Here is a 23,600-nt window from a genome sequence, read left to right as displayed (position 1 = left end):
GCCATCGTTAAGCGCCAACGATCAGAAGCGATAATCCACGGCCATAAAGTAGCGACGGCCCTCTTCGGTATAGCTGTAGTCGTCCCGGTTGAGATCTTTATCGCCCACGTTCTGCACCCCGGAGCGCAGTTTCACGTTTTTGGTGACCTGCCACGCCGCGCCGACGTCAAACAGGGTATAGCCGCCCGGCGTTTTGCCGGTGGCGCTCACCGCGCGCTGCTGGCCGGTATAGTTGGCCGTCACGTAGAAGGACCAGTCGTCCAGCGGTTTCCAGTCAAGCGTGCCGTTGGCGGTATGGAACGGCAGCGTCTGCAGCGGTTTGTCGCCGCCGTTGCTCAGATCGCGACCATCGTTGTAGGTGTAGTTCACCGTCAGCTTCCACTCATCGCCGAACGGGATCTTCACCTCGGTCTCCACCCCTTTGATGCGCGCTTTGTTGACGTTGAAATAGCGGAAGATCGGCACGCGCTTACCGTTGACGGTTTTCCAGCCGACAAAGTTCGGGTAGCCCGGCGCTTCGCTGGCGCTGGAGGTGCGCAGAACATCAATCATATCGTCGACATTGTTCTGGAAGGTGGTGATGCTGCCTTCAACATCCTGCAGCCAGCCCTCTTCCCCACGATAGTAGAGACCAAGCTCGAAGCTTTCGCTGGTTTCCGGCTTCAGATCCGGGTTACCGATGATGCTGCACGAGCCGCGGCAGGAGTTGGTGGTCCAGTCGGGGTTAAGCTGCAGCAGCGACGGGGCTTTAAACGCCGTCGCCCAGCCGCCTTTGACGGTGACGGTATCGGTGGCGTTATACACCAGATAGGCGCGCGGGCTCCAGTGATCGCCATAGGTCTGATGGTCGTCCATACGAATGCCGGTGGTCAGCGCCAGCGGCTCGATGATGCGCCATTCGTCTTCAATAAACAGGGCGTACTGGCTGGCGGAGGTCGACTGGCCGCCGCTGCTCAGGTTGACCGGATCTTTCAGCTTGTCGTGGCGCCATTCGCCGCCGAAGGTCACCAGCTGGTTAATCATGTCCAGCGGCAGGACATACTTGCCGTCGATGGCATTGCTTTCCGAGGTGATGGTGCCGTTCTGCCCCGGATTTTTGTTATCCACCTTTTCGCCGTAAAACTTGAGCTCGCTGTTGCCCATCTCCCAACGGCCGTTATGGCTCAGGGAGTAGTTCTCACGCTCAAGGCGGTTGCGGTCAAGGGAATCGGAGTCGCGATCCTGGCGGTCAAAGCCATAGCCCGCGGTGAAATCGTGGTTGTCGTTCGGCGTCCAGGCGAATTCAACATTGCCATCGCGGCTGGTGAAGCCCTCGATGCGCGGCGTTTCGCCGGTGGCATTGCTGGAAGACTGCGGATCGTCCTTGGCGCGCTTCGCCAGGCTGCCGTAGGCCTTCATCCCGAGCACGCCGTCGATCAGCGGGCCGCTGGTGAAGAACTGGCCGTTCCAGGTATCGCCGCGGTCACGGTGTTCCTGAATGGTGGTATCGGCGCTCAGCGTCCCGGTCCATTTCTGGCCGATTTTTTTGGTAATAATGTTGACCACGCCGCCGAGCGCATCGGAGCCGTACAGGGAGGACATCGGGCCGCGCACCACCTCGATACGTTCGATGGCATCCACCGGGATCCAGTTCAGGTCGAAGTCATTGTGGCGGAAGACGGCGTTCCGGGAGTTGACGCGTTTCCCGTCGACAAGGATCAGGGTATAGCTGCTGCTCAGACCGCGAATGCTGACGCCCTTGCGGTTATCCCCTTCGTTGGTGAGCTGGACCCCGGGCACATCGCGCAGTACGTCTTTCAGGTTCTGCACCGGCTTGCGCTGCAAATCCTGCTGGGTGATGACGCTGATGCTCGCCGGCGCGTCTTTGACGCTCTGTTCAGTGGCCGAGGCGGTCACCACCAGCGTTTCTTCATTCACATCGGCCAGGGCCGGAAACGCCAACGATACGACGGACGCAGACAATCCCGCCCGGATAAAAGGGTTTAACCTGAACATTCCAAATCTCCATGAGGTGTACAACCAAACAAACAAAAAGGTGCTGCTCACACGCGCTGGCGGCCTGCCGCTCTGTCGGCGGTAGACTCGCGCTGTTTTCTCGTCGATGTGGCTGGTCGCCCGATGTCAGTCTGTACACATGGCAGAGACGGGGGGAGTGGCTTCATCCGTAATGGTCGGAAATGATAAAGATAATGATTTCTATTATCAATCTAATTATGAGGAATTGTGTCAGGCTGTAACCGTGTGGACATAAAAAAAGCCCTCTTTTCAGAGGGCTTTTATCGCACAATAGCGAAGATTAACGCTTAAAGCGGTCCGGGAAGGTCATTTCGCTATAGCGAACAAAGCGGGTGCCTTTCGCCAGTTTGTACCCAAACCAGATGACGAGGAACAGCGGAATACCGATGTAGGTCGCCGCCACGCCGCCCCAGTCAATGGTGTCCTTGAGGAACGCTTCGTAGTTCTGTCCGAGGGTGATGATCAGGCACAGCACGAAGGCGAAGATCGGCCCCAGCGGGAAGAACCCGGAACGATACGGCAGATTATTAATATCGTTACCCTGCAGGACGAAGCCACGACGGAAACGATAGTGGCTGATGGCAATCCCCAGCCAGGCGATAAAGCCCGTCATCCCCGAGGTGTTCAGCAGCCAGAGGTATACCGTCTGGTTACCGAACATCGAAGTCAGGAAGCACAGCGCCGCGATAACGGTGGTCGCGTACAGGGCGTTGCGCGGTACGCCGCCACGCGACAGCTTCGAGAAAATGCGCGGCGCTTTGCCGTCGCAGGCCAGGGTATACAGCATACGCGTAGAAGCGTACATCCCCGAGTTACCCGCCGACAGAACGGCCGTCAGGATAACGGCGTTCATGATCGCCGCCGCCGACAGCAGACCGGCGTGCTGGAAGACCAGCGTGAACGGGCTGACGGAGATATCTTTAACGTCGTTGCGCAGCAGGCTCGGATCGGTATACGGAATGATCAGGCTGATAATCAGGATCGCGAAGACGTAGAACAGCAGGATACGCCAGAAGACCTGGCGCACCGCGCGCGGAATGTTCTTTTCCGGGTTCTCAGACTCACCGGCGGCAATACCGATAAGCTCGGTGCCCTGGAAGGAGAAGCCGACAATCATCGCCACGCCGATCATCGCCGAGAAGCCGCCGGCAAACGGCGCATCCGCGATCCCCCAGTTGCTCCAGCCGGCAGGCTGCGCCCCTTTGAAGATGCCGACAATCATCATCACGCCGACGATGATAAAGATAATGACGGTGGCCACTTTGATCAGCGAGAACCAGTATTCCGCCTCGCCAAAGCCGCGCACCGAGATCCAGTTCAGCAGGAACATAATGCCGAGGAACAAGGCGCTCCAGATCCAGCCTGGGGTGTCAGGGAACCAGTAGCTCATCACCAGCTGCGAGGCCACGAGGTCAACGGCGATCGTTACCGCCCAGTTGTACCAGTAGTTCCAGCCCAGCGCGAAGCCGAAGCCCTCTTCAACATAATTCTGCCCGTAGGTGGCGAAGGAACCGGACACCGGCATAAACGCCGCCAGTTCGCCCAGGCTGGTCATCAGGAAATAGACCATCAGACCGATCAGAATATAAGACAGCAGCGCCCCGCCGGGACCTGCTTGCGAAATCGTTGCGCCAGAGGCAACAAAAAGACCCGTACCGATGGAACCGCCGATGGCGATCATGGTCAAGTGGCGCGCCTTTAGTTCACGACGTAGCGTGGGCGCTTCTGTGGTTTTAGTTTCCGAAACCATGTGATAATGCTATCCATCCAAAAAATGAGGCGCGATTGTAGCAGACGATCGGGGTTCCATCCGGTACAAATGCAAAGTTATAAGAGAGCTTCATGATCGACCGCAAATTATTAGTAAAGCACTAACCTGCGGAATTGCCAGCAAATTCCCCCCCTCTATCAGGCGATAAAGCCGGATCGCTACACCTGGCAATACTGCAGAAAACGTTGTAATGCTTTGGAAATATGCTTCTGCCGGTGGTGGATCCGCCACAGCGTGCGCGTCAGCCGGGGCAGCGGCACTTTCAGCTCCGCCAGCGTGCCGGAGGCCAGCTGTTCGGCAATCACCCGCCGCGATAAGCAGCTGATCCCCAGCCCATGGCGCACCGCGTGTTTGATCGCCTCCGAGTTGCCCAGCTCCATCCCCAGGTGAAACGCCGGCAGATGCGACAGCAGAACGTAATCGACAATCTCCCGGGTGCCAGACCCATGCTCGCGCAGGATCCACGGCGCCTCGGCCAGTTGCTGCAGGGTCACCTCCCCCGCCAGCAGCGGCGAGTCAGGCGCGGCAAACACCACCAGCTCATCTTCCAGCCACGGCTCGGCGATAATATCGGCGGCATGGCACGGCCCCTCGATCAGACCGAAATCCACCCGCAGGTCGGCAACGGCGTTGATCACGTCCAGGCTGTTGCCCACGCTCAGCTCAACCGGCAGATCCGGGAAGTCATGGCGATAGCGGGCAATGATCTCCGGCATAATATAGTTGCCGATGGTGCTGCTGGCGTAGACCCGAATCGCCCCGTTGTCGCCGCGAAACAGCTGCTCGATCTCCAGGGCCCGCTCCAGCAACGCCAGGGCGCGCGGATAGAGCAGCCGTCCATGCTCATTGACCACCAGCCGCTTGCCGACGCGGTCGAACAGCTGTACGCCAAGCTGCCCTTCCAGATCGGTCAGCGCGGCGCTGACCGCCGATTGCGAAAGCGCCAGCATCTGTGACGCCTGAGTGGTCGACCCACTCTTATGGACTTCGGCGAACACTTCCAGCTGCCGCAGCGTAATATGCATAACCCACCCGTTTAGTAATCCAGTCTGAATAACCTTCCTTACTATGGTGACACAAATCGAGGCGGCTGACGGAAGGAAAATCCCCTTACGTCACAAAATCATCGTCTTGCTGACAAGAGCAGCTCGCTTGCGCGCCTCACTCCCCTGCCCCGTTGTCCCCGGCGAAGCGGCCATTAACCACTTATTACGATTGATTATAAACATATAATCAATTTTATATTTAATCCCGCGCGGCGTAACCTTTAGGCAGACAAAGGAGAAGGTTATGACAGCACTCACTTTACCCACCAAACATCGTTCCCTGTGGCATTTTGTCCCAGGCCTGGCGCTGACCGCCGCCCTGACCGGCGCCGCCCTGTGGGCCGGTAGCTTCCCGGCCATCGCCGGGGCGGGCTTCAGCGCTCTGACCCTCGCTATTCTGTTCGGGATGGTCGTCGGTAACACGGTCTATCCGAAAATCTGGCAGCCCTGCGACGGCGGGGTGATCTTCGCCAAACAGTATCTGCTGCGCCTGGGGATCATCCTCTACGGCTTCCGCCTGACGTTCGCCCAGATTGCCGACGTCGGCGTGAGCGGTATTTTGATTGACGTTCTGACGCTCTCCAGCACCTTTTTCATCGCCTGCTTCCTGGGCCAGAAAGTGTTTGGGCTCGATAAGCACACCAGCTGGCTGATCGGCGCCGGCAGCAGCATCTGCGGCGCGGCGGCAGTGCTCGCCAGCGAACCGGTGGTCAAAGCCGAAGCCAGTAAAGTGACCGTCGCCGTCGCCACGGTGGTGATCTTCGGTACCATCGCCATCTTCCTCTACCCGGCGATGTACCCGCTGCTGGCGCACTGGTTTACCCCGGAGACCTACGGGATCTATATGGGTTCCACCATGCATGAAGTGGCGCAGGTCGTCGCCGCCGGTCATGCGGTCAGCCCGGATGCGGAGAACGCCGCGGTTATCGCTAAAATGCTACGCGTGATGATGCTGGCCCCGTTCCTGCTGTTCCTGGCGGCGCGTGTTAAACAGCTGACCCCGGCGGGTAACGGCGAGAAAAGCAAAATCACCATTCCGTGGTTTGCCATTATGTTCATCCTGGTGGCGGTGTTTAACTCCTTCCATCTGCTGCCGAAAGCGGTCGTGGAGATGCTGGTGACGCTGGATACCGTCCTGCTGGCGATGGCGATGGCCGCTCTTGGGGTGACCACTCACGTCAGCGCGCTGAAAAAAGCCGGGGCGAAACCGCTGCTGATGGCGCTGATGCTGTTCGTCTGGTTGATTGTCGGCGGCGGGGCCATTAACGTCGCCATCCACAGCCTGATGGCATAAAGCACTACATCTTTCTCCAGTTAAGCCGCTATCATTACCCACCCCCCCAGCGGCTTTAACTGGAGTTTTTTTATGAAATACGTAGGAGCGCACGTGAGCGCCTCAGGTGGACTGGCCAATGCCGCCATTCGCGCCGCCGAAATCGAAGCAACCGCCTTCGCCCTCTTCACCAAAAATCAGCGCCAGTGGCGCGCCGCGCCGCTCAGCGACCAGACCATCGCCGAATTCAAAGCCGCCTGTGAAAAGTATCACTTTGGCCCCGGACAGATCCTGCCGCACGACAGCTACCTGATTAACCTCGGCCACCCGGTGGAAGAGGCGCTGGAAAAATCCCGTGACGCCTTCATCGATGAGATGACCCGCTGTCAGCAGCTGGGGCTGACGCTGCTCAACTTCCACCCCGGCAGCCATCTGCAGCAGATCCCGGAGGAAGAGTGTCTGGCGCGCATCGCCGAATCGATCAATATCGCGCTGGCGAAGACCGAAGGCGTCACCGCGGTGATCGAAAATACCGCCGGCCAGGGCAGCAACCTCGGCTTTAAGTTCGAGCACCTCGCGGCCATCATCGACGGCGTGGAAGATAAAACCCGCGTCGGCGTCTGCATCGATACCTGCCACGCGTTCGCCGCCGGCTATGACCTGCGCAGCGCCGAAGCCTGCGAGAAGACCTTTGCCGACTTCGACCGTATCGTCGGCTTTCAGTATCTGCGCGGCATGCATCTCAACGATGCCAAGAGCGCCTTCGGCAGCCGGGTCGACCGTCACCATAGTCTGGGGGAAGGCAACATCGGCCACGATTGCTTCAGCTGGATCATGCAGGACAACCGCTTCGACGGCATTCCGCTGATTCTGGAAACCATCAACCCGGATATCTGGGCGGAAGAGATTGCCTGGCTGCGGGCGCAGCAGATCGCCGAAGTGGCGTAAATAGAGACATAAAAAAAGGGCCGAACAGTCGGCCCTTTTTTATTGCGGAGAGATTATGCCGCTTTTTCGACTTCCGCTACCTGCGCTTCCGGGCGTTTCAGCACCGCGTAGGAGAGGCCCGCCACCAGCGTCCCGGCAACAATCGCCAGCAGGTAGCCCAGCACTGGCGTAATCGCCCCCGGGATCAGCAGAACAAACAGCCCGCCGTGCGGCGCCATCAGTTTCGCGCCAATCGCCATCGAGATAGCGCCGGTTACCGCGCCGCCGACGATACAGCAAGGCAGCACGCGCATCGGGTCACGGGCGGCAAAAGGAATCGCCCCTTCAGAGATAAAGCACAGGCCGAGAACCAGCGCGGCTTTACCCCCTTCCCGCTGCCCGTTGTCGAACTTATTGCGGGCAACCAGCGTTGCGATACCCATCGCCAGCGGAGGCACCATACCGGCCGCCATGATCGCCGCCATCGGCGCGTAGGTCTGGGTACTCAGCAGGCCAACGCCGAAGGCATAGGCCGCTTTGTTCACCGGGCCGCCCATGTCGGTACACATCATCGCGCCGAGGATCGCGCCCAGCAGAACCGCGTTGGCGGTGCCCATGGTTTGCAGCCAGTGGGTCAGCCAGGCGAGGATACCGGCGACCGGTTTACCAATCAGGTAGATCATCGCCAGGCCTACGATCAGGCTGGAGACCAGCGGAATGATCAGAATCGGCTTCAGCGCTTCCATACTCTGCGGCAGTTTCAGCTTAGTGCTGATGGCTTTCGCCACGTAACCGGCAAGGAAACCGGCAATGATCCCGCCGATAAAGCCGGAGCCGCCGCTGACCGCCAGCATACCGCCGATAAGACCCGGGGTCAGACCCGGACGGTCGGCAATGGAGAAGGCGATAAAGCCCGCCAGCACCGGCACCATCAGCGCGAAGGCCGAGCCGCCGCCGATTTGCATCAGCGCCGCCGCGAGGGTGTCTTTCACTTCAAACGCTTTGATCCCGAAGGCAAAGGAGAGCGCGATACACAGGCCGCCCGCCACCACCATCGGCAGCATGTAGGAGACGCCGGTCAGCAGGTGGCGGTAGGCGCCCGCCGACTCTTTTTTACCTTCGCCAGCAGCCTGAGGTTTACCGGAAGGCTGGTACGGTTTGGCTTCAGCCACCGCTTTGTCCAGCTCCTGGGCGGTTTTCTTCAGCGCCAGACCGGTGGTGGTGCGATACATCGGCTTGCCAGCGAATTTCGCCAGGTCGACTTCGATATCGGCGGCGACGATCACCAGATCCGCCTCGGCCACCTCTTCCGGGGTGATAGCATTGCCCGCGCCCACGGAGCCGCGGGTTTCCACTTTCACCCACCAGCCGCGTTTTTTCGCTTCGGTTTCAATGGCTTCTGCCGCCATAAAGGTATGAGCAACGCCGGTCGGACAGGCGGTGACCGCGACAATACGTTTCGGTCCGCCGGTGGCCGCCGGGACTGCCGCGGCGGCAGGCGCCGCGTACGGCGTCGCGTGGCCTTTGGCTTCGCTGAGGAACAGCTCCGGGTGCGCCACGGCGCGATTAATATCGCCGAGGAAAACCTGTTTGCCGTTCAGCGCGCTGTCAGTGGGCAGCGCCGACCCGAGAACAATCACCAGTTCGGCGTCGTTCGGATTATCAATCAGTTCAAGGTGCGCTTTTGGCGCTGCGGCACCCAGCAGGGTTTTCGCCATATAGGCGCGCGCCTGTCCGAGTCCGGCATCAATAATCAGCAGCGTTTTCATTATGCCTCTCCTGCTGTCAATTAAAGGGTTGTAAGTCGACGCGCGCCATCATCGCGGCCAACTGGGTACGGTCGGTGATCCCGACGTTGCTCTGGCTGACGGCCAGGGCAGCGACGGCGGTCGCCAGGCGCAGGGTATGCTCGCTGGATTCACGCATCAGCAGGCCGTAAATCAGGCCGCCGACCATCGAATCGCCGGCGCCAACGGTGCTGACCACTTCGACTGAAGGCGGTTTGGCAATCCACTCGCCGGAGGCGTTCACCCACAGCGCGCCCTCTTCGCCCAGGGAAATCACCACGTGGGCGATCCCCTGCTCGCGCAGCGCATGGGCGGCGTCGATAACGTCTTTCATCTCCGGCAGCTTACGGCCAGCCCAGATCTCCAGCTCGCGACGGTTCGGTTTCACCAGCCACGGCGCCGCTTTCAGTCCGGCAACCAGCGCTTCGCGGCTGCTGTCGAAAATGATGCACGGGCACTGGCTGCGCAGACGGGTCATCCAGTCGGTAAAGGCTTCCGGGCTGACGCCGGACGGCAGGCTGCCGCTGACGCAGACCATATCGAACTGCCCCAGCCAGCTCAGGGAGTCGTTGACGAAGCGTTCCCAGTCGCCTGGGGTCACTTCAAAGCCGGAGAAGTTGAAATCGGTCACTTCGCCATCTTTTTCCGTCAGCTTAACGTTGATGCGGGTCCGGCCCTGCACCACCTGGAAACGGTTGGCGATCCCCAGCTCGCTGAACAGCTGCTGAAAGCCATCCTGGTTGTCTTTCCCCAGGAAGCCGCCGACGGTGACGTCAATGCCAAGATCTTTCAGCACTTTCGCCACGTTGATGCCTTTGCCGGCGGCGTGCAGGCCGGTGGTACGCACCAGGTTCACTTCACCGCGCTCGATCTCCGGGGTGAAGCCCACCAGATCGTACGCCGGGTTTAAAGTAATGGTTGCTACACGTCTGCTCATTTATGCGCCCTCCCCAAGGCCTGCGGCGATCGCTTCGCCAATCGCATCCAGCGCTTGTTGCGCATCCTCACCCTGCGCGGTAAAGCGCAGACGGTGACCTTTTTTCACACCCAGCGCCACGACCTTCATCAGGCTGCGGCCGTTGGCCGGCTTGCCGGAACCGTCGAGGTTAGTGACGGTGACGTCGCTGGAAAATTGTTTAATGGTGTTGACCAGCATGGTGCCCGGACGGGCGTGCAGGCCGTGCTCATTGCGCACCACGAATTCGGCGCTCAGCACATCTTCGGCAATCGCGTCGTCGCTGGTCAGCAGCGCCAGCACGGTGGCGGCGTCGGCTTTCAGCAGATGGTCAGCTTTCTTGTCCAGCAGCAGCTTGCTCAGGCGGTTCAGCACCGCGGTTGGCTGATCGTCGGTCATCGCCACCGTGACCAGCAGGGAAACCGGCTGGTCGTCGCGGGTGAAGGCGGTGGCGGCGCGGCTGACCGCCACGGCGCTGCGCAGATTGCCTTCGGCGCTGTCGTTCAGCCAGATGCCCTGACCGAGGTTCAGCGGCGTATCGTTAATGACGTGGCTAACGAAAGCGGAATCCACAGCGCCTGCTTCTTTCAGACGCGCGGCGTTCAGCGCCTGCAGGGTCAGCAGATCGCTGGCCGCGACGTCGAGACTCAGGGTCTCGTTGTCCAGCTTCAGCGCTTCGCTCTGCTTCTCCCCCATCAGCAGCGCACGCAGCTCTTCCGCGGTGGTGGCGGACTGCAGCTGGGCGGCGACCGCGTCATCGCTCAGCACATGGGTCAGCTGACGCAGCAGGCCGAGGTGTTCATCTGAGCTGGCAGCAATCCCGATCGCCACATAGGCGGTCTGCCCTTCGCCCCAGGTGACGCCCTGCGGGAACTGAAACACCTGAACGCCGGTCTTCAGCACCTGGTCACGCGTATCCGTCGTGCCGTGCGGGATCGCGATCCCGTTGCCGAGGAAGGTGGAGGTCTGCTGCTCGCGCGCCAGCATGCCGTTCACGTAGCCATCGGCCACGTTGCCGGCGCTGACCAGCGCGGCGGCGACCTGCCGGATGGCCTCTTCTTTATTACCGGCCTGCTGGCCGGGATGAATATCCTGCACAGATAACTGGAACATGGTTCTCCTCTCCTGCTGAATTGAATCGTTTCAGCTAACTTGAGAAAAAAGGCGCCATCTGACGGTGAACGATATGCCGAATGACGCTGAAACGTTTCAAGAATTCTGTACCTTTCTTGCTCAACGCGCAAGGTACGTCAGCGACTTGATTGCAGAACTTAGAGGTACTGCACACTTTTGCTGAAGCCCTGGCGCCTGGCCGCGGTAAACGTCAGCTTTTTGCTGAACCCTCTATTTTGAAACGCCTTTTTAATAATTCGTGCCATACTACTGTTTATTTTCAGCCAGCAGGCGTAAACTCCGCGCCGTCTCCTGAAACTACAGAAAACCAAACACATGGAAAACCGAAGCGCCGCCCTTCCCCGACGCGGGTTCGATGTCACCTCTTCCGCCTTCCTGATCGTCGCCTTTCTGACGGGCATTGCCGGGGCGTTGCAAACGCCGACCCTGAGCCTGTTTCTGACCAATGAAGTGCATGTCCGCCCGGCGATGGTGGGTTTCTTTTTTACCGGCAGCGCCGTCATCGGCATTCTGGTCAGCCAGTTCCTCGCCGGACGTTCTGACCGTCAGGGCGATCGCAAGCAGCTGATTGTCGTCTGCTGCCTGCTGGGGGTGCTGGCCTGCGTGCTGTTTGCCTGGAACCGGAACTATTTCATTTTGCTGTTCATCGGCGTATTCCTTAGCAGCTTTGGTTCGACCGCCAACCCGCAGATGTTCGCCCTCGCGCGCGAGCATGCCGACAAAACCGGCCGCGAAGCGGTGATGTTCAGCTCCATTTTGCGCGCCCAGGTCTCCCTGGCCTGGGTGATTGGTCCCCCGCTGGCCTATGCCCTGGCGATGGGGTTTGGCTTTACCGCGATGTACCTCAGCGCCGCGGCGGCGTTTATCGTCTGCGGGATCATGGTCTGGCTGTTCTTGCCCAGCATGCGCAAAGCCAAGGCAGTGGCGACTGGCCGGCTGGAAGCCCCGCGCACGCACCGCCGCGATGCGCTGCTGCTGTTCAGCATCTGCACGCTGATGTGGGGCACCAACAGCCTGTACATCATTAATATGCCGCTGTTTATCATTAACGAGCTGCATCTGCCGGAGAAGCTGGCCGGCCTGATGATGGGGACCGCCGCCGGGCTGGAAATTCCCACCATGCTGATTGCCGGTTACTACGCCCGGCGCTTCGGTAAACGCTTTCTGATGCGCCTTTCCGCGGTGGCTGGGGTGCTGTTTTATGTGGGCATGCTGACGGTGCATACGCCGGCGCTGCTGCTGGCGATGCAGGTGCTGAACGCCATCTATATCGGGATCCTCGCCGGGATTGGCATGCTTTATTTCCAGGATTTGATGCCCGGGCAGGCGGGCGCGGCCACCACCCTCTACACCAATACTACCCGCGTCGGCTGGATCATCGCCGGCTCACTGGCGGGCGTGGTGGCAGAGATCTGGAGCTATCATGCGGTGTTCTGGATAGCGCTGGTTATGGGGATCGCCACGCAGGCCTGCCTGTGGCGGATCAGAGACGTATAGATAAGGTTGCCCGGCCGGAGCCGGGCAGTGGAGATTAGTGATCCAGATAGAGATAATGCAGCCAGCTGGTCATGCGCAGCAGAACCTTGCGCATAATCGACACATGGGCAAAATAATCGGTATATACCGCCGCCTGGGCGCTGACCCCGTCCGGTAAATGTTCCACTTCCGGATGGGGATCGAGGTCGATCAGCACGTAAATGCCCTCTTTCCCCGCCCCGGCGTTCAGCCCCTGCAGAGCGCCGCTGGCCTGATAGCTGCCGTCCGGGACGGTCGGCAACACGCGCGATACCTTACCGCTGTAGACGCTGCCCGGCAGACCGTTAAACACCACCTCCGCGCTGTCCCCGGCCGTCAGACGCAGGACCGAGTTCTGACGGAATACCGCCACCACCTGGCGCTTTTGCTGGGGAATAAACACCAGCACCGGCTTGAAGGGCAGACGCACCGCGGTCATCCCCGGCCGCGCCAGAAGCTGGGTGACGTAGCCGTCGCTCGGCGCGCGAATCACGGTTTGCGCCAGATTATACTCCGCCTCAAGGATCTGCGATTTCAGGCTGGCAATATTGGCATCCAGCCCGTGGTAGCGGCCGGATACCTGCTCTCTGGCGTTTTGTAATTGCGCTTTCGCCGCCTGCAGGACCGCCGCCTGGATCTGCACCTGCTGCCTCGCGTGAGTCACATCCTGTTCCGAAAAAGGATTCACCGGCATGGCCGCCCCCTGAGCATAGCGCTGGTCGTCGCGGGTGACCCGGTCGTACTCCGCCTGCGCCTGCTGTACTCTGGCACGGGCATCGTCAATGGTCGCCTGCTTCGCCCGCAGCGTGGCCTCTTCGGCCGCCAGATCGGCTTTCAGCTTGTTCAGCCGCGCGCGGTAGCGGGTATCGTCGATGCGGAACAGCAGTTCGCCCTTCTTCATTAACACATTGGTTTTACTGGTAACCTCCACCACCTCGCCTGATACCTGGGGCACCATCGGAATGGAGACGACAATTTTTTGCGCTCGCATCGTATAGGGGTGGTTATAGTTCATCGTTAATATTAACGCGCCAACGACCACTATTCCGCCTAATATCGCTGTCGGGATTGTCCATTTATTTACTGGAATGCGAAATATCTTAAACACGCCCCAGGCAATGGCGACATAGCAAAGGATAATTAACAGATCCATATTATTTCTCGCTATTCTCCGCCGACGCCTGCTGGCTGTTTTTTAACGCCGCTTCAAGTAACGCAATGCGTTTTTCCAGCTCCGCTCGCTGCTGATGTCCCTCGGACTGCGAAGCCATCCCCCAGCCACGATCGGGCCGGTACAGCGTGGCCCAGATCCACAGGAAAGGCCAGATAGCATGCAGGGTAAACAGGCTTATCCAGCCCGCCACATGAATCGCGTCCTGATGGGGGTGCTGGCGTTTTTGCGCGATGTGATAGGGAATATCGTGGATAATAATTACTCCATAAAACAGTATGAGAAAAACCAGTATTAATACAAACAAAGCAAAATAATTAAGCAGCATGGTGCATATACACTCAGTAAGCCAGCGGGAAGATCGTTATTTTTAATGACATCGAGAACCACAAAAGAAGCAATAAAACGCACAGGTTTCCTTAAATAACCGACTGTTCACGGCAAAGGCCATCATACGTTCAGCAGATCAATAAATCACATGGCAATTCCGCTAAACTGGTATATCATTTTTGATATACCATCAATATCAGGCAGCGATAAGATGTTGAAAGACTTTAAAATGGATGAGCTGAGGATCCTCTGCGCCATCGCCGAAACCGCCAGCGTAAGCCGGGCAGCACAGCGCCTGAATATGCCCCAGTCTAACGTCTCACGGACGCTGACCAGCGTGGAGCGGAAAGTCGGCCTGGCCATTTTTCTGCGCACCGCCAGGGAACTGGTGCGTACCGAGTTCGGCGAGCAGTTTATCCACGCCAGCAGCGCCGTTCTTGAGCAGCATGAGCAGCTTATCAACCTCGCCGACCGTTATAAAAACACGCTGCAGGGCGTCGTCACCCTTGGGGCGCCCATCGGCATCCACCAGTTTCTCGGGCGCTATATTCTGCCGGCGCTAAGAAAAACGCTGCCGGAGCTGCAGATCAATCTGGTCACCCGCAACGCCAGCGAGCGGGAACAAAAATACGGCGCCATTTTCAATAGCGACTGCGATCTGCTGATAAGCCCCTTTAAGCCACAGAATGAAAACCTTATCGCCCGCCCCTTCACCCGCTTTCGCACCGGCGTCTTCGCCTCCCCGGATTATCTGGCGCAACACCCTATCGCCGAGCCGGAGGCGCTGGTGGATCATGAGTGCATCACCCTGCGCATGCTGGGCGGCAGCGACAATATCTGGACCTTCAAAAGCAAAAACGGCAAACCGCTCAATCTCACGGTAAAGGGGGGATTCGTGTGCGATAACACGCTGCCGGCGGTGGAGCTGGCGAAGCTGGGAATGGGGATCGTTTATGCGCCCTACTATTCACTCGCCACCGAGCTGGCGGCAGGACAGCTGGTTCCCTGTCTGAAGAAGGAGCGCTGCATCGATCTGCAGGCCTGGCTTATCTACCAGCGACGGGACATTCTTCCGCTACGCGTCCAGGCGCTGCTGGACGGCCTCAGCGTCCATATCAAAAACCTGTCTCATTTGCTGCTTTAAGCTCAGGGCGCGGTGGCCAGCTCAAGCTCCAGCAGCCAGGTGATGGCGTCATCACGATGAGTGAAGCACATCTCCGGCGAGGGCTGCAGGCTGGCGCACACCTTCGGACGCAGTGGGGAGCCGAAAATCAGGCACAGATTGTGCTCGGAGAGCTGAATACAGCGGGTATTGGCCGGCTTGCCCTGCGGCATGCCGGGGATCGGCGAGGATATAGAGGGGGCGATGCAACATGCGCCACAATCAGTACGACATTCCACAACCCAACTCCCAAACGCTCATTTTGCGCCACAGCCTAAACGTTTTGCCAGAAGATAGCAAAACTCGCGAATTCCACTTGCCTGAACGCCCGGGCGCGAGTAGTTTTACGCGATATTTTTGACTCGTTAAGTGACAGGATTACTGCAATGCCAAGAGCGAATGAAATTAAAAAAGGTATGGTGCTGAATTACAACGGCAAGCTGCTGATTGTGAAAAATATCGATATTCAGTCACCCAGCGCCCGCGGTGCTGCGACACTGTATAAAATGCGCTTCTCCGATGTGCGTACCGGCCTGAAAGTAGAAGAGCGCTTCAAAGGCGACGATATCGTCGATACCGTGACCCTGACCCGCCGTTTCGTTGACTTCTCCTATGTCGATGGCAACGAATACGTGTTCATGGATAAAGAAGACTACACCCCTTACACCTTCACGAAAGAGCAGATCGAAGAAGAGCTGCAGTTTATTCCGGAAGGCGGCATGCCGGATATGCAGGTGTTGACCTGGGACGGCCAGCTTCTGGCGCTTGAGCTGCCGCAGACCGTGGACCTGGAAATTATCGAAACCGCGCCGGGTATTAAAGGGGCATCCGCCAGCTCCCGCACCAAGCCCGCCACCATGAGCACCGGCCTGGTGATTCAGGTGCCGGAATACCTGACCACAGGTGAGAAAATCCGCATTCATATCGAAGAGTGCCGCTATATGGGCCGCGCGGATTAATTTTCCGTGACGAGTTGACCAGAAAAAAGGACAGCCGCTGGCTGTCCTTTTTGTTATCCCCGTTGCCGCGATTACAGCAGCTCAGGGTATTTGGTCATCTTCAGCGCCAGCTCCACGCCGCGCACTTCCGCCATCCCCTTGAGACGGCCAATCGCCGAATAGCCTGGGTTGGTTTTCTTGCGCAGATCGTCCAGCATCTGATGACCATGATCCGGACGGAACGGGATCGGGCGCAAATCGCCGGCCTGTTTACGCCGCTGCTCTTCACGCAGAATCGCATCCACCACCGCCACCATATTGACGTCGCCGCTAAGGTGCGCCGCCTCGTGGAAGGTTTTCGGGTTCGCCTCGCGGCAGGTGGCGCGCAGATGGGTAAAGTGGATGCGATCGCCAAAGGTTTCCACCATCTTCACCAGATCGTTATCGGCGCGGACGCCATAGGATCCGGTGCACATGGTAAAGCCGTTATTGATGCTGTCCACTGTCTCTTTCAGCCACTGCATATCTTCGATGGTCGACACGATACGCGGCAGGCCCAGGATCGGCCGCGGCGGATCGTCCGGATGCACTGCCAGTCGGATCCCCACCTCTTCGCACACCGGTACGATGGCCCGCAGGAAATAGGCCATATTTTCGCGCAGCTGCGCTTTATCGATGTGGTCATATTCCGCCAGGCGCGCGCGGAACTGGTCGAGGGTGTAGCCCTCTTCCGCCCCCGGCAGGCCGGCGATGATATTGCGGGTCAGTTTCTCAATGTCCGCTTCGCTCATCGCCTTGTAATACGCCTCGGCCTGGCGCTGCTCTTCTTCGCTGTAATCCGCTTCCGCCCCCGGGCGTTTGAGGATATGCAGTTCAAAGGCGGCGAAGGCGATCTGATCGAAACGCAGCGCCCGGGAGCCGTCCGGCAGCTCATATTCCAGATCGGTGCGCGTCCAGTCGAGGATCGGCATAAAGTTGTAGCATACGGTATCGATGCCGCAGGCCGCGAGGTTGCGGATGCTCTGCTGATAGTTGGCAATCCAGGTCGCATACTGTCCGCTGTGGGTTTTAATATCCTCGTGCACCGGAATGCTTTCGACCACCGACCAGGTCAGCCCTTTCGCCGCTAACAGCGCCTGACGCTCTTTAATCTCGTCGACCGGCCAGACCTGACCGTTTGCAATATGGTGCAGCGCAGTGACGACCCCGGTCGCCCCCGCCTGTCGTACATCATCAAGCGATACCGGATCGTTCGGCCCATACCACCGCCAGGTTTGCTCCATCGCTATGCCCTCACAAAAGTTGTTATACCAATAATGGCGACAATCATGACGACTACCATACATGTTTCTCGTCAGGCTGCAAACAGTGCTGGCACATTGATTGATCCAGCTCACAGTCAGCGGATAATTTCGGCTTACCAATTTAATTTCCTGTCATATAACTTTAGACTGGCAATGTTAATAAGCAGTTAAACAGGTGTGTAAAGAATGACAACAATTGCAACCGCTACGCTACCGGAAAACGTGCAACGTCCTCAGTACGATCGCAGCCAGCTCCGCTCGCGTATTGTCCATTTCGGCTTTGGCGCGTTTCATCGCGCGCACCAGGCGCTGCTGACCGATCGCGTGCTGAATAACATCGGCGGCGACTGGGGGATCTGCGAAATCAGTCTGTTCAGCGGCGATACGCTGATGAGCCAGCTTCGCGAACAGGACCACCTGTTTACCGTACTGGAAAAAGGCGCCGACGGTAATCAGCCCATTGTTATCGGCGCGGTGCACGAATGCCTGAACGCCAGGCTCGATTCGCTGGCGGCGATTATCGAGAAATTTTGCGAGCCGCAGGTAGCGATTGTCTCGCTGACCATCACGGAAAAAGGCTATTGCATCGATCCGGCGACCGGCAAGCTGGATCCGACGCATCCGCGTATCGTTCACGATCTGGAAAATCCGACGCTGCCGCAGTCGGCTCCCGGTATTTTAGTTGAAGCGCTGGCCCGCCGCCGGGAACGGGGCCTGTCGCCCTTTACCGTGCTCTCCTGCGATAACATTCCCGACAACGGCCACGTGGTGAAAAATGCCGTCCTCGGCATGGCGGAAAAACGCAGTCCGGCGCTGGCGAGCTGGATCGCCGACAACGTCAGCTTCCCGGGCACCATGGTGGATCGCATTGTTCCCGCCGCCACCGCGGAGTCGCTGGCGGAAATCGCCGCCGTGCTGGGGGTGGAAGATCCCTGCGCCATCAGCTGCGAACCCTTCATTCAGTGGGTGGTCGAAGACCACTTTGTCGCCGGGCGCCCCGCCTGGGAGACGGCGGGCGTGCAGATGACCGACGACGTGCTGCCCTGGGAGCAGATGAAGCTGCGGATGCTCAACGGCAGCCACTCTTTCCTCGCCTGGCTTGGCTATCTGGCAGGTCATGCGCACGTCAGCGACTGCATGCAGGATGAGGTCTTCCGCTGCGCCGCCCGCCAGCTGATGCTTGACGAACAGGCCCCGACGCTGACCATTACCGGCGTCGATCTGGCGGCCTATGCCGACAGCCTGATCGCGCGCTTCAGCAACCCGGCGCTCAAACACCGTACCTGGCAAATCGCCATGGACGGCAGCCAGAAGCTGCCCCAGCGTATGCTCGACGGTATTCGCGTGCATCTTGAGCGCGGCAGCCGCTGGCCGCTGCTGGCCCTCGGCGTAGCCGGCTGGATGCGCTACGTCAGCGGTACGGACGATGCCGGTCAGGCCATCGACGTCCGCGATCCGCTGGTGGACAAGATCCAGCAGCGGGTGGCGCAGAGCGATGAGCAGCAGCGCGTTGACGCCCTGCTGGGTCTGGAGGAAATATTTGGCCGCGACCTGCCGCGCAACGCGCAGTTTGTCGCCGGGATCCGCGCCGCCTGGCAGCAGCTGGCGATGCACGGCGCCCGCGAGGCGGTTGCCCGCGCGCTCAATTCTTAACAATATTTGCGCTTATGCGGACAGAATTTCCTTCTGTCCGCCTCAGGACTTCTCTTTTCCCTCTTTTTTCGTCAGGATAGACGTAACTGTTACAACATTACATTTATCCTGGAGAAAAGAGTGACCAGAACCAATTTGATCACCGGCTTTCTCGGCAGCGGTAAGACGACCTCGATTCTTCATCTGCTGGCGCAGAAGCCTGCGGATGAAAAATGGGCCGTACTGGTTAACGAGTTTGGCGAAGTCGGGATAGACGGCGCCCTGCTGGCCGACAGCGGCGCCCTGCTCAAGGAGATCCCCGGCGGCTGCATGTGCTGTGTCAATGGCCTGCCGATGCAGGTCGGGCTGAATACCCTGCTGCGCCAGGGGAAACCCGATCGTCTGTTGATTGAGCCCACCGGACTTGGCCATCCAAAGCAGATCCTCGATATCCTCACCGCGGCGGTGTATGAACCCTGGATCGATCTGCGCGCGACCCTGTGCATCCTCGATCCGCGTCAGCTACTGGACGAGAAAGCGGTCAACAACGACAACTTTCGCGACCAGCTGGCGGCGGCGGATATCATCGTGGCCAATAAAAGCGATCGGGAAACGCCCGAAAGCGCTCAGGCGTTTGTCGACTGGTGGCAACGCTGGGGCGGCGATCGCCGCCAGGTGTCGGCGACCCAGGGTAATATCGACCTGGCCCTGCTTGATGAACCGCGGCGCAATACCGCCCCGCTGCCGGCGAGCGCGGAGCACGCCCACCGCCATCCCCCCACAGCCGGTCTCGCCGCCCTTAGTCTGGCGGAACACCAGCGCTGGCGCCGCCACCTTAACAGCGGCCAGGGCTATCAGGCCTGCGGCTGGATCTTCGACGCGGAAACGGTCTTTGACACCATCGCCCTGCTGGAGTGGGCCCGGCTGGCGCCGGTGGCGCGCGTCAAAGGTGTGCTGCGCATTGCCGAAGGGGCGGTGCGGATCAACCGCCAGGGCGAGGATCTGCATATCGAGACCCTTAGCGTCGCCCCGCCCGATAGCCGCATCGAGCTTATCTCCGCCCATGAAGCCGACTGGAACGCGCTCCAGACCTCATTGTTGAGGCTTCGTTTAAGTTAAGGCGGCTAAGGTTGCCGCCGACTGTCACAAAATCGCAATGGCTATGATGAAAAACCGAATTCCTTTAATCCTGCTGCTTAACATCGCGGGTGTGGCGCTATTTTGCTCCTGGTATCTGCCAGCCAACCACGGCGCGTGGGCGCCGGTAGACGCCGCGATCTTCCATTTCTTTAACCATGGCGTCAGCGTCAGCCGCGCTTACGCCTGGCTGCTGGCGATCATCAACAATCGCGCCTTCGACGCCTGCTCGCTGCTGGCGATGGGTTGCCTGATGCTCAGCTACTGGCTCAAGGCGCCGGCGGCAGGCCGTCGTCAGATCGCCATTATGGGCGTGGTGATGCTGCTGGCGGCGGTGATCATCAACCAGCTGGCGCAGCACCTGATGCCGGTTCAGCGCGCCAGTCCGTCGCTGTTTTTCAGCGATGTCACCCGCGTCAGCGACGTCGTTAACTTCCCCACTAAGGATGCTTCCAAGGACAGCTTCCCCGGCGATCATGGGATGATGCTGCTGATCTTCGCGAGCTTTATGTGGCGCTATTTTGGCCGCCGCGCGCTGGCCGTGGCGCTGGTGATATTTGTGGTCTTTGCTTTCCCGCGGGTGATGATTGGCGCCCACTGGTTCAGCGATATTGCCGTCGGCTCTCTGACCGCCGTGCTGATTGGCGCGCCCTGGGTATTGATGACGCCGCTGAGCGATAAACTGATCGCCTTTTTCGATCGCTACTTACCCGGCGGAATATCGGCCAAATAAAGCCGCGGGCCGCCGCCAGGGGCATTATCTATAAGGGGACCTTTTGGGTCCCTTTTTTCAATTGTCCTTTTTTTCAACATCACGTTCATCTTCTTGTCACATTAATCCCGTGACAAATGAAGGAATTGTCTGTTTTTTGCCCGTAATTGCCGCAATTTTGGCCTTTCCCGATGATTCACTTTTTGTCACCAAAATACTTATAAGAAATCGCGCAAAACCGCTCGCCATGCGGCGTTTGATAGGGTAATCTCGTTCTCGTTTTGCCTTTTCCGCAACATTAATTCAGGCCCTGAATAAAATTGTGCGTGACTGCACAAATTTAAGCTTAAGGAATTGTCTCATTGCGGATGGGTATTTAGGCTCTAACACGTTTGGCATTTTTTATAACGACATTGTCGTTAAGGACAACAAGGGAAAATAAACAGCATGGTCAAATCTCAGCCGATTTTGAGATACATCTTGCGGGTAGCCCCCGCGATTGCAGTAGCGGTTCTGCTTTCCGCGTGTAGTTCAACAAGTACCGCCAGGAATATGCATTCTGAGACGCATGCTGTGGGTAGTGGCGATTTATCATCACTGCAAGCCTCTCAGGATGAATTTGAAACGATGGTCCGTAACCTGGACGTGAAGTCCCGTTTAATGGATCAGTATGCCAGCTGGAAAGGCGTGCGTTACCGCCTCGGCGGCAGCACTCGCAAAGGTATCGACTGCTCGGCGTTCGTGCAGCGCACCTTCCGCGAACAATTTGGTCTGGAACTGCCGCGTTCAACTTCTGAACAGCAGGAAACCGGAAAATCGATTTCCCGTACCCAGCTGCGTACTGGCGATCTGGTTCTGTTCCGCGCCGGCTCTACCGGCCGCCATGTCGGGATCTACCTCGGCAACAACCAGTTTGTTCACGCCTCTACCAGCAGCGGAGTGACCATCTCCAGCATGGATGAGCCATACTGGAAAAAGCGCTACAACGAAGCGCGTCGAGTCCTGAGCCGCTCGTAAACTGTCCTCTACCGCCGCCGGTTATCCCTTGGCTGGAAGCGGGATAAAAAACACTGCCCCGGCAGTGTTTTTTTTTGCCACCTGATTCTGAACGACGCAAAATAAGCTATGTCTTTTAAGTGGGAATGAGAAAAACGACGACTGACAACCCGTTGCTGCGCATCAATAACACGGAAAGACTATAGCTATGCTGACTCGCTACTTTTCGCCCCAGCGTAAAACCTGGCTAACCAGCCTGTGCGTGGGCATTATCGTCGCGCTACTGGCTGGCAGCATTCAATTTATGGTGATTTACCATAACCGGGCGGAGCGTTTCGACGCCATTATCAACAATGTTAATACCTATCTGAAGCGCTATTTTCACGACCTGCGCCAGACCATTGACGGCCTGCAGCCGCTGGTGGACCAGCCCTGCGAGAATATTGACTCCGGGCTTACCTCCCATGCCGCGTTCAGCCCCAACGTCCGCGCTTTCCTGCTGGTCAAAAACGGCGTGGCCTTTTGCTCCTCGGCAACCGGCGCCATGAATACTCCCCTCACCCAGCTGATCCCGGCCATTGATATCCGCAAACCCCTTGATATGGCGATTTTGCCAGGCACGCCGATGATGCCGAAGAGCGCGGCGCTGGCGCTATGGGTAGGCAAACCCGGTGATGAAAACAGCGGCATTTTCGTGTCGATTAACGCCAATCTCACGCCGTATATCCTCTATTCCGCACGGCAGAATGATTTCAGCGGTATTGCGCTGGTCATCGGCCACACCGCTATCTCCACCTTCAGTAACCGGCTGGTGGATCCGCAAACGCTGCATAACGTGCCGATCCGCGAAGTGCAGATCGACGGTTTCCCCCTCAAGGTCTACCTGTATGCCAACAGCTGGCTGGCGGAAAATACGCAGTTTGCTCTGCTGCTCGGGGTGGTGTGCGGCCTGCTGGCGGGGCTGCTCTGCTATTACGTGCTGTCGATCAAATCCGATCCGCGAAAATCCATCCTGCTGGGGATCAAAAACAACCAGTTCTACGTCGTCTATCAGCCGGTGGTGAATGCCCAGACTCTGCGTATCAGCGGCGTGGAGGTCCTGATGCGCTGGCGCCATCCGGTGGTGGGCGAAATTCCGCCTGACGTCTTTATTAACCTCGCGGAAACCCAGCAGATGATCGTGCCGCTGACCGATCACCTGCTGGCGCTGATCGCCCGCGACGCGCCGGCGCTGAAGCGTATTCTGCCGCACGGCGTCAAGCTGGGGCTCAATATTTCCCCCGCCCATCTTCAGGCCGACAGCTTCCGCGACGATATGCTGCGCTTCGCCGCCGCGCTGCCCGCCAGCCATTTTCACGTGGTGCTGGAGGTCACAGAGCGGGCGATGATTGACAAAGAAAAATCGGTCGCTAACTTCGCCTGGCTCCACCAGCACGGTTTTGAAATCGCGATCGATGATTTTGGCACCGGGCATAGCGCGTTGATCTATCTCGAACGCTATAACTTCGATTATCTGAAGATCGATCGCGGCTTTGTGCAGGCGATCGGCACCGAAACCGTCACCTCGCCAGTGCTGGATGCGGTGCTGACCCTCAGCCGTCGGCTGAAATTGATGACCGTTGCCGAAGGGGTGGAGACCCAGGAGCAGGCGGAGTGGCTCCGCGCTCAGGGAGTGCATTTCCTGCAGGGGTACTGGATCAGCCGGCCGCTGTCGCTGGCGGCGCTGGTGGCCGCGCACGATGAACCCGCGAATTATTTCACAACGCGCTAAGTCTCACTTATGATGCGGGAACA

20 protein-coding genes are annotated in these 23,600 nt (G+C 58.7%); 10 read left to right on the top strand and 10 right to left on the bottom strand.

Features of this window, described 5'->3' with window-relative positions:
• Window positions 1–21: 21 nt before the first annotated feature.
• The 3 genes from cirA to yieE all read right to left on the bottom strand — a co-directional run bounded on the left by cirA (window position 22) and on the right by yieE (window position 4,812).
• Window positions 22–1,995, bottom strand: coding sequence for a catecholate siderophore receptor CirA (cirA, locus tag ABLV54_RS24780; protein WP_023290446.1), 1,974 nt, complete (start codon window positions 1,993–1,995; stop codon window positions 22–24).
• Window positions 1,996–2,296: 301 nt separating this feature from the next.
• Window positions 2,297–3,766, bottom strand: a complete 1,470-nt coding sequence (locus ABLV54_RS24775) for an amino acid permease (protein ID WP_023290447.1) — start codon at window positions 3,764–3,766, stop codon at window positions 2,297–2,299.
• A gap of 179 nt (window positions 3,767–3,945) precedes the next feature.
• The gene (gene yieE / locus ABLV54_RS24770) at window positions 3,946–4,812 is read right to left on the bottom strand and encodes a DNA-binding transcriptional regulator YeiE (RefSeq protein WP_004201638.1); all 867 of its coding nucleotides are present in this window, start codon (window positions 4,810–4,812) and stop codon (window positions 3,946–3,948) included.
• 265 nt (window positions 4,813–5,077) lie between these two features.
• Between yieE and ABLV54_RS24765 the strand changes: the two genes are divergently transcribed.
• The gene (locus ABLV54_RS24765; RefSeq protein WP_044524219.1) at window positions 5,078–6,127 is read left to right on the top strand and encodes a YeiH family protein; all 1,050 of its coding nucleotides are present in this window, start codon (window positions 5,078–5,080) and stop codon (window positions 6,125–6,127) included.
• 72 nt (window positions 6,128–6,199) lie between these two features.
• On the top strand, window positions 6,200–7,054 hold the full coding sequence (nfo, locus tag ABLV54_RS24760; RefSeq protein ID WP_023290450.1) for a deoxyribonuclease IV: 855 nt from the start codon (window positions 6,200–6,202) through the stop codon (window positions 7,052–7,054).
• 53 nt (window positions 7,055–7,107) lie between these two features.
• On the opposite strand, the gene fruA is transcribed toward nfo, so the two are convergent.
• From fruA to fruB, 3 genes are read right to left on the bottom strand one after another with little or no spacing between them, the layout of a single operon-like run.
• Window positions 7,108–8,802, bottom strand: a complete 1,695-nt coding sequence (gene fruA / locus ABLV54_RS24755) for a PTS fructose transporter subunit IIBC (protein ID WP_248861006.1) — start codon at window positions 8,800–8,802, stop codon at window positions 7,108–7,110.
• A gap of 16 nt (window positions 8,803–8,818) precedes the next feature.
• Window positions 8,819–9,757 (bottom strand): 1-phosphofructokinase, encoded by a 939-nt coding sequence (fruK, locus tag ABLV54_RS24750; RefSeq protein WP_002912941.1) that lies wholly within the window; start codon window positions 9,755–9,757, stop codon window positions 8,819–8,821.
• Entirely contained in the window at window positions 9,758–10,888 is a 1,131-nt protein-coding gene (fruB, locus tag ABLV54_RS24745; RefSeq protein ID WP_023290452.1) for a fused PTS fructose transporter subunit IIA/HPr protein, read from the bottom strand.
• A gap of 336 nt (window positions 10,889–11,224) precedes the next feature.
• Here fruB and setB point away from each other — a divergent pair, with 336 nt between their 5' ends.
• On the top strand, window positions 11,225–12,406 hold the full coding sequence (gene setB / locus ABLV54_RS24740; protein ID WP_032453530.1) for a sugar efflux transporter SetB: 1,182 nt from the start codon (window positions 11,225–11,227) through the stop codon (window positions 12,404–12,406).
• 34 nt (window positions 12,407–12,440) lie between these two features.
• Here setB and ABLV54_RS24735 read toward each other — a convergent pair whose 3' ends face one another.
• Window positions 12,441–13,577, bottom strand: coding sequence for an HlyD family secretion protein (locus ABLV54_RS24735; RefSeq protein WP_050533192.1), 1,137 nt, complete (start codon window positions 13,575–13,577; stop codon window positions 12,441–12,443).
• Between the two features lies 1 nt (window position 13,578).
• The gene (locus ABLV54_RS24730; RefSeq protein WP_032453532.1) at window positions 13,579–13,923 is read right to left on the bottom strand and encodes a DUF3302 domain-containing protein; all 345 of its coding nucleotides are present in this window, start codon (window positions 13,921–13,923) and stop codon (window positions 13,579–13,581) included.
• A gap of 213 nt (window positions 13,924–14,136) precedes the next feature.
• Between ABLV54_RS24730 and ABLV54_RS24725 the strand changes: the two genes are divergently transcribed.
• Window positions 14,137–15,069 carry a LysR family transcriptional regulator gene (locus tag ABLV54_RS24725; RefSeq protein WP_032453533.1) on the top strand — a complete coding sequence of 311 codons (933 nt, stop codon included), beginning with the start codon at window positions 14,137–14,139 and terminating at the stop codon, window positions 15,067–15,069.
• Window positions 15,070–15,071: 2 nt separating this feature from the next.
• Here the strand turns inward: ABLV54_RS24725 and ABLV54_RS24720 are convergent, their stop codons facing one another.
• On the bottom strand, window positions 15,072–15,326 hold the full coding sequence (locus ABLV54_RS24720) for a YkgJ family cysteine cluster protein (RefSeq protein ID WP_023290454.1): 255 nt from the start codon (window positions 15,324–15,326) through the stop codon (window positions 15,072–15,074).
• Between the two features lie 147 nt (window positions 15,327–15,473).
• On the opposite strand from ABLV54_RS24720, the gene yeiP reads away from it, so the two are divergent.
• Complete coding sequence (yeiP, locus tag ABLV54_RS24715) at window positions 15,474–16,046, top strand: elongation factor P-like protein YeiP (protein WP_002912951.1); 573 nt, start codon at window positions 15,474–15,476, stop codon at window positions 16,044–16,046.
• A 71-nt stretch (window positions 16,047–16,117) separates the two neighbouring features.
• Here yeiP and uxuA read toward each other — a convergent pair whose 3' ends face one another.
• Window positions 16,118–17,308 carry a mannonate dehydratase gene (gene uxuA / locus ABLV54_RS24710; protein ID WP_023290455.1) on the bottom strand — a complete coding sequence of 397 codons (1,191 nt, stop codon included), beginning with the start codon at window positions 17,306–17,308 and terminating at the stop codon, window positions 16,118–16,120.
• Between the two features lie 207 nt (window positions 17,309–17,515).
• Between uxuA and ABLV54_RS24705 the strand changes: the two genes are divergently transcribed.
• The 5 genes from ABLV54_RS24705 (at window position 17,516) to ABLV54_RS24685 (ending at window position 23,577) form a co-directional block, all read left to right on the top strand.
• The gene (locus ABLV54_RS24705; protein WP_226563598.1) at window positions 17,516–18,982 is read left to right on the top strand and encodes a fructuronate reductase; all 1,467 of its coding nucleotides are present in this window, start codon (window positions 17,516–17,518) and stop codon (window positions 18,980–18,982) included.
• A 120-nt stretch (window positions 18,983–19,102) separates the two neighbouring features.
• Window positions 19,103–20,080, top strand: a complete 978-nt coding sequence (locus ABLV54_RS24700; RefSeq protein WP_023290457.1) for a GTP-binding protein — start codon at window positions 19,103–19,105, stop codon at window positions 20,078–20,080.
• A gap of 37 nt (window positions 20,081–20,117) precedes the next feature.
• Window positions 20,118–20,831: a phosphatase PAP2 family protein gene (locus ABLV54_RS24695; protein WP_075206790.1), complete on the top strand. Its 714-nt coding sequence runs from the start codon at window positions 20,118–20,120 to the stop codon at window positions 20,829–20,831.
• A 426-nt stretch (window positions 20,832–21,257) separates the two neighbouring features.
• Complete coding sequence (gene mepS, locus ABLV54_RS24690) at window positions 21,258–21,827, top strand: bifunctional murein DD-endopeptidase/murein LD-carboxypeptidase (protein WP_004201653.1); 570 nt, start codon at window positions 21,258–21,260, stop codon at window positions 21,825–21,827.
• 187 nt (window positions 21,828–22,014) lie between these two features.
• Window positions 22,015–23,577: a cyclic di-GMP phosphodiesterase gene (locus ABLV54_RS24685; protein ID WP_050533196.1), complete on the top strand. Its 1,563-nt coding sequence runs from the start codon at window positions 22,015–22,017 to the stop codon at window positions 23,575–23,577.
• Window positions 23,578–23,600 lie beyond the last annotated feature (23 nt).

The sequence above is a fragment of the Klebsiella sp. JB_Kp042 genome (assembly GCF_040065275.1).
GTDB classification, from domain to species: Bacteria; Pseudomonadota; Gammaproteobacteria; order Enterobacterales; family Enterobacteriaceae; genus Klebsiella; species Klebsiella quasipneumoniae.
This window is presented reverse-complemented; position numbering and strand designations above follow the sequence as displayed.

Excerpts from the sequence above, each read along its gene's own strand:
- cirA (WP_023290446.1), bottom strand. The coding sequence starts at position 1,995 with ATGTTCAGGTTAAACCCTTTTATCCGGGCGGGATTGTCTGCGTCCGTC.
- ABLV54_RS24775 (WP_023290447.1), bottom strand. The coding sequence starts at position 3,766 with ATGGTTTCGGAAACTAAAACCACAGAAGCGCCCACGCTACGTCGTGAA.
- yieE (WP_004201638.1), bottom strand. The coding sequence starts at position 4,812 with ATGCATATTACGCTGCGGCAGCTGGAAGTGTTCGCCGAAGTCCATAAG.
- ABLV54_RS24765 (WP_044524219.1), top strand. The coding sequence starts at position 5,078 with ATGACAGCACTCACTTTACCCACCAAACATCGTTCCCTGTGGCATTTT.
- nfo (WP_023290450.1), top strand. The coding sequence starts at position 6,200 with ATGAAATACGTAGGAGCGCACGTGAGCGCCTCAGGTGGACTGGCCAAT.
- fruA (WP_248861006.1), bottom strand. The coding sequence starts at position 8,802 with ATGAAAACGCTGCTGATTATTGATGCCGGACTCGGACAGGCGCGCGCC.
- fruK (WP_002912941.1), bottom strand. The coding sequence starts at position 9,757 with ATGAGCAGACGTGTAGCAACCATTACTTTAAACCCGGCGTACGATCTG.
- fruB (WP_023290452.1), bottom strand. The coding sequence starts at position 10,888 with ATGTTCCAGTTATCTGTGCAGGATATTCATCCCGGCCAGCAGGCCGGT.
- setB (WP_032453530.1), top strand. The coding sequence starts at position 11,225 with ATGGAAAACCGAAGCGCCGCCCTTCCCCGACGCGGGTTCGATGTCACC.
- ABLV54_RS24735 (WP_050533192.1), bottom strand. The coding sequence starts at position 13,577 with ATGGATCTGTTAATTATCCTTTGCTATGTCGCCATTGCCTGGGGCGTG.
- ABLV54_RS24730 (WP_032453532.1), bottom strand. The coding sequence starts at position 13,923 with ATGCTGCTTAATTATTTTGCTTTGTTTGTATTAATACTGGTTTTTCTC.
- ABLV54_RS24725 (WP_032453533.1), top strand. The coding sequence starts at position 14,137 with ATGTTGAAAGACTTTAAAATGGATGAGCTGAGGATCCTCTGCGCCATC.
- yeiP (WP_002912951.1), top strand. The coding sequence starts at position 15,474 with ATGCCAAGAGCGAATGAAATTAAAAAAGGTATGGTGCTGAATTACAAC.
- uxuA (WP_023290455.1), bottom strand. The coding sequence starts at position 17,308 with ATGGAGCAAACCTGGCGGTGGTATGGGCCGAACGATCCGGTATCGCTT.
- ABLV54_RS24705 (WP_226563598.1), top strand. The coding sequence starts at position 17,516 with ATGACAACAATTGCAACCGCTACGCTACCGGAAAACGTGCAACGTCCT.
- ABLV54_RS24695 (WP_075206790.1), top strand. The coding sequence starts at position 20,118 with ATGGCTATGATGAAAAACCGAATTCCTTTAATCCTGCTGCTTAACATC.
- mepS (WP_004201653.1), top strand. The coding sequence starts at position 21,258 with ATGGTCAAATCTCAGCCGATTTTGAGATACATCTTGCGGGTAGCCCCC.
- ABLV54_RS24685 (WP_050533196.1), top strand. The coding sequence starts at position 22,015 with ATGCTGACTCGCTACTTTTCGCCCCAGCGTAAAACCTGGCTAACCAGC.